This is a genomic window from Pseudomonas amygdali (genome assembly GCF_002699855.1).
GTDB classification, from domain to species: Bacteria; Pseudomonadota; Gammaproteobacteria; order Pseudomonadales; family Pseudomonadaceae; genus Aquipseudomonas; species Aquipseudomonas amygdali.
The window spans coordinates 1-6,487 of sequence record NZ_LKBW01000100.1 but is presented as its reverse complement, the minus strand read 5'-3'; the positions used below and the strand labels follow the sequence as shown (position 1 = coordinate 6,487).

General features: G+C 49.0%; 6 protein-coding genes. 1 reads left to right on the top strand and 5 read right to left on the bottom strand.

From position 1 onward, the window contains the following. Positions 1-41 precede the first annotated feature (41 nt). The 4 genes from AO277_RS09270 to AO277_RS29865 form a co-directional block, all read right to left on the bottom strand. Entirely contained in the window at positions 42-1,793 is a 1,752-nt protein-coding gene (locus AO277_RS09270) for a DEAD/DEAH box helicase (RefSeq protein WP_044320053.1), read from the bottom strand. 646 nt (positions 1,794-2,439) lie between these two features. After that, the gene (locus AO277_RS09265; protein WP_236691303.1) at positions 2,440-2,754 is read right to left on the bottom strand and encodes an antitoxin Xre/MbcA/ParS toxin-binding domain-containing protein; all 315 of its coding nucleotides are present in this window, start codon (positions 2,752-2,754) and stop codon (positions 2,440-2,442) included. Positions 2,755-3,084: 330 nt separating this feature from the next. Beyond that, positions 3,085-3,378, bottom strand: a complete 294-nt coding sequence (locus AO277_RS09260; RefSeq protein WP_044320051.1) for a hypothetical protein — start codon at positions 3,376-3,378, stop codon at positions 3,085-3,087. A gap of 106 nt (positions 3,379-3,484) precedes the next feature. After that, positions 3,485-3,616 carry a DUF3223 domain-containing protein gene (locus AO277_RS29865; protein WP_442757257.1) on the bottom strand — a complete coding sequence of 44 codons (132 nt, stop codon included), beginning with the start codon at positions 3,614-3,616 and terminating at the stop codon, positions 3,485-3,487. Positions 3,617-4,075: 459 nt separating this feature from the next. On the opposite strand from AO277_RS29865, the gene AO277_RS28045 reads away from it, so the two are divergent. After that, positions 4,076-4,972, top strand: coding sequence for a TniQ family protein (locus AO277_RS28045; RefSeq protein ID WP_143492738.1), 897 nt, complete (start codon positions 4,076-4,078; stop codon positions 4,970-4,972). Positions 4,973-4,974: 2 nt separating this feature from the next. Here AO277_RS28045 and AO277_RS09250 read toward each other — a convergent pair whose 3' ends face one another. Further along, entirely contained in the window at positions 4,975-6,348 is a 1,374-nt protein-coding gene (locus tag AO277_RS09250; RefSeq protein ID WP_371411875.1) for a TnsD family Tn7-like transposition protein, read from the bottom strand. Positions 6,349-6,487 lie beyond the last annotated feature (139 nt).

Here is a 6,487-nt window from a genome sequence, read left to right as displayed (position 1 = left end):
CAAAACTAAGTTGGCGATTTAGCACGGAAGGGGGTCACTTTTTAGTTGGCGTTGACAATAAATCGGACAAGTATACCGTCGTTAGGCATGGTGGATTGAATTCCAACCAAGTGGCGGCTAAATTTCGGATAGAGGGTAGACGCCTTCTCGTCGATCCCTATGTCGCTGAGCAGCGTCGCGACTTCATCTTGGGCCTTTTTCGTGAGTATCTCACGTAGTTGCTTGCGGGCGATTTCAGGCCGCTTTGCCACAAGATTGGGGTCAATCGTCTGAGCAGCCTTTCTGGTTTCAGCATTGATGATGAGGCTCTTGAACTGCGCCAAGGTGGCCTCATCGTAATCTGCGAGAGCAGACATGGCCTGTAGCTTTTGGGTCGCGATAGAGTCGATTTCAGCCCGTTTTTCGGAAAAAATTTTGTTGAAATCGAGGTCATCGAGGTAAGAATCTTGATCGCTCACGAACGCATCAGATGAGGTGACGCCCGCCAGGGAATGTACTTTCCGCGCATATTCCGTGTCGGTGATGGTGTACTCGTGAGTTCGCTGATGCTGGGCGCGGTCGACTTCCTTCTGGAAAGAGCTCCACATCGAATCCAGACCAGTTTCCTCGTGATAAATCACCACCGCATTGTTGTCCACCTCAAAGGCGGTAATCTCCTCAGCCGGGATTGCCCGAAGCACGCGGCCTACGATCTGCGCAAACGCGTTGATACTGCGATAAGGACGGAACAAGGCAAGGACCGTGAGGTAACGATGGTCGTAGCCCTCCATTAGCATGTTCACCGATATGACAACGTCGCACTCGTGGTTGTCGATTGCCCGGAAGGCCGCATCAAGATCTGCCTGCTCCATATCGCTGTGCACGATGGCCGCAGTAAGGCTCTTGGACTGGTACCAAGCCTGGAGGTCTACCGCATGGGAAATGCTGCACCCAACAGCAAGGATCTTGTGCGGCACGTTCGGCGATACCTTACGTAGCTCGCTGAGATTGCCGATACTACGCTCAATCACATCCATCGAGCATTCAGGTGAGAGCGCTACGCTTCGTTCTAGCCACTCCTTGTCCTTCAGGGCAAGAACCTCATCCTTAGACAAGCGAACACCCGGCTTCTCTGCCAAGGTGAAGTAGAGTTCGTGCGCATTGACCGTCTCTTTCCTCAACCACTTGACGTACCGATCCCGCATGACCTCGGAGAGAGGCGTTTCGTGGATTAGCTTTCCAGGAACTTCTTGTTTGTCTCCTCGGAAAGGTGTGCCAGTAATGAAAATCTTTTTGGCTTTCGCGAAATATCCAAGCGTTCTTTGCCACGTATCGGCCGGAGCATGATGGCCCTCATCGATGATGATGAGATCGAAGAAATCTCGTGATACGCGTTTGGTTAAACACCCCGCCCGCTCGCTGTGAACCTGCTGAATGTTTGAAAAGACGAAATGGCTCTGATCCAAGCTCGAAGAGAGAGTCTTGGAGTTATACTCACAGATCACTGGCAGATCATCAGCACTGAAAATTATGTCCTGATTGATCCAGAAATTGTCTTCCAGAAGCTCCTGTGTCTTGCGGATACTCTGCTTCGTTACGAGATTAGGCGTTACGATCAGTACCCGGCCCTTGGCCAGCCCAAACGGTACGATTGAGATCAGCCCACTTTTCCCTGTTCCGGTCGGTAGCACGATCAGCGCATCTTCGCTGGAGCTAGCAAAGTGGTCCTGCGCTTTGATGTATGCCTCGATTTGGGGCGTACGCAGCTTGTTGTTGCCAAGGATATTGGCTGCCGTTTCGGTGAAGTAATTCATAGACAGTCGAGATTCCTATAAGCGGCGCGCGCCAAGGTGCCCGCCCACAGAGTAAGTACTTCGTGGGCGGCGAACAGGGGTCGGTGGGGTTGAGGTGCAGAGCAGAGCATAGAAATATCCATATTTCGTGCAGGGTGTATCAGCATTCCTAGCCGCGGAGCATGCTGGCTGATGAGAATTATAGCTTAGTGACATCACGCAATGGGCTCTGTTTGGTCGAAAAAAGTCATCCCCAGCGCATAGGCAAAAATTCTAGTCGCTATCGGGCATGCCCCCTCTAGGTCAGAGACCTTGCGAACTTTTCGTTTGCGTCCAGCAAGCACCGCTCGATTGCCTGCCAACAAGTTGTAAGAGGAGGCCAAAAAAAGAGGCTAGGCGTCCGCTCTCCGCACTGCCCTCTGTGAAAAAACCGACCGTGCTCCTCAACGAATTTCTGCTACATGAACCATTTATCGGTTTTGACTTTTCGACGCTCCTTCAATTTTCGTCTTCCTCTAACCCTATTCAGAAGCATTGAGTGACGATCGGTCAGTGGCAGACTGCACTGTCACCGTCGACTACGGACATAATTAAAATTGTCAACAAAGATACTCGCCCAGCTGAGATACCTGACCGATGGATTGCCGGGCTAGGGACAAAGGGATAGTCATTGATATATTCCCAACTCGACCCTGTCTAAGTAGTCCTTTACAACTCGGAAGCCAATAGCATTATCAATAAGGTCGAGGGGAGTTAGGCCATCCAAATACGGACATGGGCGACTAAGCCAGTCTTCAGCAGATGCTTGCTCTCCGAAGACGCCACTAGCGCGCTCTAACATTTCAGCGTATTGAAAAGCTACGGCACTTTGATGCGCGCTCAGGCGGACGGAATTATCTCTGTTAAGCTGTCTTCGCATGGATCGTATCGTATTCCCCAAAATTCTTTCAGTTACTTGAGGCTGAGAATAAAGATTGGACATCGATATCATAACTAGAACATCATTTATTTCAAATCCGCAGAGTATTAAAGAGACGACACCTGATGAAGAGAGTCGTCCTATATGTCCTTTAGTCAAGCATTCGGTAGGGGTCAGAGCTTCGTTAACTAGGACAGTTATACCACTTGGGCTTGTGATCATTTCAGATGCTCCAGAAATCGGCTGCAGCCAAGAATTATAGCGGAGGGAGGCAGTTACGCTCAGCAATCGCACGCGCTTCTGCTAGGCCTTAGACGCGCCAAATGCCTACGGAAGGTTTGACGAAGAGCCGCATAAGACCGCAGCCACTTCGTCTGTACCAAACATCACTCATCAGCGCACATATTTTTTGAATATTGCAAGCCTGGCGACTGTCGCATGATAGTCACTGAAATCTTCAGCCATAGCTTGATCTGTGAATACTGTTGTATATTGCATGTCTTGGCTGACCGTCATCATCGAGGAATTGATGACCAGATGTTTAGCTTGAATGAATCCCCTTACAATATCGCGAAATCGCGGCTCGGTATGACGATATTCTGAAGTGTGGATATTTGTAAGCTCGCCAGTTCGCACACACGGGATTCCGTCAGGTGACACGTCGAACAACTGCTGTTTTTGCGCCATTAACTCTGCTACCACTGAGCACCGACAGGCTTCCTAAAAGTCATGGCGTAAGCTGCGAGCCTGTCCAGATACGCACGCTGGATACCCAAAGTCTGTAGTACTACCGTCAATCCTTAGCAGGTGNTTTCACCCCGAGCCCGATCTTTTGCTCTGCGTCCGGATGTCTCTGTAAAAGCTCATACAAGATGTCTTCGTCATCAGAGTTCAAGTACTCTCCATCAGCGTAGCGGGCAAGCATGGCTTTGAAATAGGCTGTTGCCTCAGTTTGCTTGGGGAAGGTCTTACTCGGCAGTACCACAGGTTTTGCAGGCATACAAACTTCCTTTTCATTACGCGCGATGGTTAAAGCCATGTCCGGCACACCGACATTACCACATGGTTTCTGCGCAGATGCACCATCCATGGCTGCTCATCGTGGAACAAGGATCACCTACCGCAGATTACGCCTAGCCATCACCCCAGCTGCCACCAGTAAGGTTTAACAACCAGTTTTTGGGGGCAGCAGGTTACGACGGCTAGCGATGTGCTGAGTCACTCCCAAGCCGAAGGATATGTTCAAGCAGGTTGCTGATATTTTTAGCTCACGGATGTAACAAGATGAGAAGGTAACCAAGGAAAGCGCCTGTTATTTAGGTAACATGGCCAGTTCGATCGTAAATAGCGTATACTGACTAAAACCATATGTGATCGACAATTTATGAAAATCTTTTCACCGTTGCCAGGCGAGTATATTGCGTCAGCACTTAAACGAGGAAACGAGCTACTTGGCATTAAATCTATATGCACTAAAGATTTTTATATAAAACCGATCCCAAGGGTTGGCTTTGGAATCAGCAAGTCCATGTTTCCACTGCAAGCTGAATGGAGAGAATACCCAAAATTCAAATTTCCCGAATTCTTATCGAAACATCACATAACTGAATCTGTCTTAAACGATCATACCCTGCACCCTCTGAATGCAGCGCTAGGCCGCTCGCGAGCATTCACAGAAGTCACTCCAAAGACATGGACGCGAATTTGTCCTCAATGCGTACTGGAGGATATTGAAGAACATGGAAGCCCTTATATACACAGCAGACACGTCTTACTTTCAGTCGTAGTCTGTAGTATACACGGCTCATCGCTGGCTGATACCTGCCCATACTGTTCAATTACTATAAAAAAACATGATATAACACAATTACGTATATGCAGTGCACGATACAAATACTCAAAAAAATCGAACGCTCAAAAAAAGTCGACTCTGGGCTTATATGCAAAATTCATTGCAGACTTGTTGCAATACAGTGGAGCAATGACTAACAGGGGTAAAGCTGACGCGATAATTAGCTGTAGCGTACGCTTAAAATATGGCCGCAGGCACGTAGGTGTAAATGTCAGCATGGGAATAGCTTCAGTCATAGAGCAAGAGCTTGGCATATCAATTAATTCAACCACCAACATTCGTTTAATGGATAAAAATATTTCGCTCTATGCTTTTTTAGGATGCCAAACTGCTGAAAATTATCTGAACTTCCTAACAGATGAAGAATCTCTTAGCCAATTAAGAAGCGCCTTGGATGACGCTGGCATTTCTAAATGGCAACCTTATTGAAACTAATATTTAAGACGTAGAAGCTCAAGACATTCTTCATCTTTTAGCTCAGGCACTCTGATACCTGAAAATCGGTACACGACACTTTTTGCACATAGTTCGGTCAACGAATAAGTCTCAATCGCCCACTTTATTTTTCTCACTTGATGATCACGGGAAGACTCAAGTAGCTCTTCCATCAACGTAACGCTTATAGGGAAATGATTAGGCTTTCTGAGAAAGTCATGACTAGAGGCTACAAGCCTGCATAACGCGGCACGTGTGACCTTCTGCGGCTTCCCTTCTGCAGAGCGTAACCGTTCATTCGCGATCAAAAGCTCGCGCACGAGGGCAGAGTCTCTCGCCTCCCAATCGATCAGGTTCCCCCGTGACCGGATGAAAGGATGCGCAGCTACATACTGCGCTAACCACTCCCTATCGTGACGGTACAGCCATAGATAACCAGGTTTCTCGTGACATTTCAGGTTGGCGCTGCTGGAAAACGCTGATCGGCGAGCATCAATTTCGCTCACGTTAGCCACATTGGCTGAAACCTTGCCGCACGTGAGATCTCCATTGTGGGGATCAGCTTTTGGACGGAAGAGCTTTATCTGCTCAAGATTCAAAGCCAGGAGCCAGCAAAGGAAATAGAACTTCAAAGGCTGCACGACACCGCGTGGTCGCAGGACTCGAAAAACCCAGTCAGAGGAATGAGCGACTTCTTGAAACTCAGGGGCGCGAGGACTGGAAAGGAGACGGGAGCCTAAGAAAGCTCTCAGCATTCTCTCACAGGTCCGGCCTGACTGCATAAACCCCATCTCTTCCAAACGGTGCCTTAAAAAATCACCCGATAAGAGCGCCTGGACGCTTCTAGGATTTTCCAGTCCCCAAAGCTGCATTTCAGCAATGGAACCGGCTGCCGTTTCGCCAGGCGATTGCAGTACCGGAGTGCCCTTTGCTTCATCGGGTAGCAGCATGCAACGCCAATCTGCCCCATCCGGGAATGTCATCGCCCAAAGCACGTCTTTATGTAGCGGGCAGATGCAGGTGCCAACAGCCTGGTGAACGCGATGCCAGAAAGCTACGCCGTACCTCAGAAGGTCTTCACTAACGCAGCTTTTGCAGTACCTGAACGATGCATGCTTTAAAAACCTTGAGGCGGTGATGCCGAGACTCATTTTGAGCCCTGTACCACAATTGCCAGCCATGGCGACACGGGCAGCACAATACTTCGCATTGGCTACAAATGGCTGATAAAGAGGCAAAAGTGTAAAACGATCTATCAGCATTTGTACTGAATAGGCTGTTCCGAGCCGTTGCGACAGCCCCTCCAAACAACACGGTAGAATAGAGCCACAGGTCCTAGAGTATGCCCCAAATAACTCTTGGCTTGTCACACGGTAGCTGGGGTTGGCCGACAGCCTGTGATACCGGACCGCCAAGCTATATAACGATTCATGGAAACGGGAGTATCAGTTTTTTTGTGTTCGGGCTGGTTAGGGCCTGCCGTCAGGCAGGCCCTTGTTTTACCAGCTC

Excerpts from the sequence above, each read along its gene's own strand:
- AO277_RS09265 (WP_236691303.1), bottom strand. The coding sequence starts at position 2,754 with ATGTCCAATCTTTATTCTCAGCCTCAAGTAACTGAAAGAATTTTGGGG.
- AO277_RS28045 (WP_143492738.1), top strand. The coding sequence starts at position 4,076 with ATGAAAATCTTTTCACCGTTGCCAGGCGAGTATATTGCGTCAGCACTT.
- AO277_RS09270 (WP_044320053.1), bottom strand. The coding sequence starts at position 1,793 with ATGAATTACTTCACCGAAACGGCAGCCAATATCCTTGGCAACAACAAG.
- AO277_RS09260 (WP_044320051.1), bottom strand. The coding sequence starts at position 3,378 with ATGGCGCAAAAACAGCAGTTGTTCGACGTGTCACCTGACGGAATCCCG.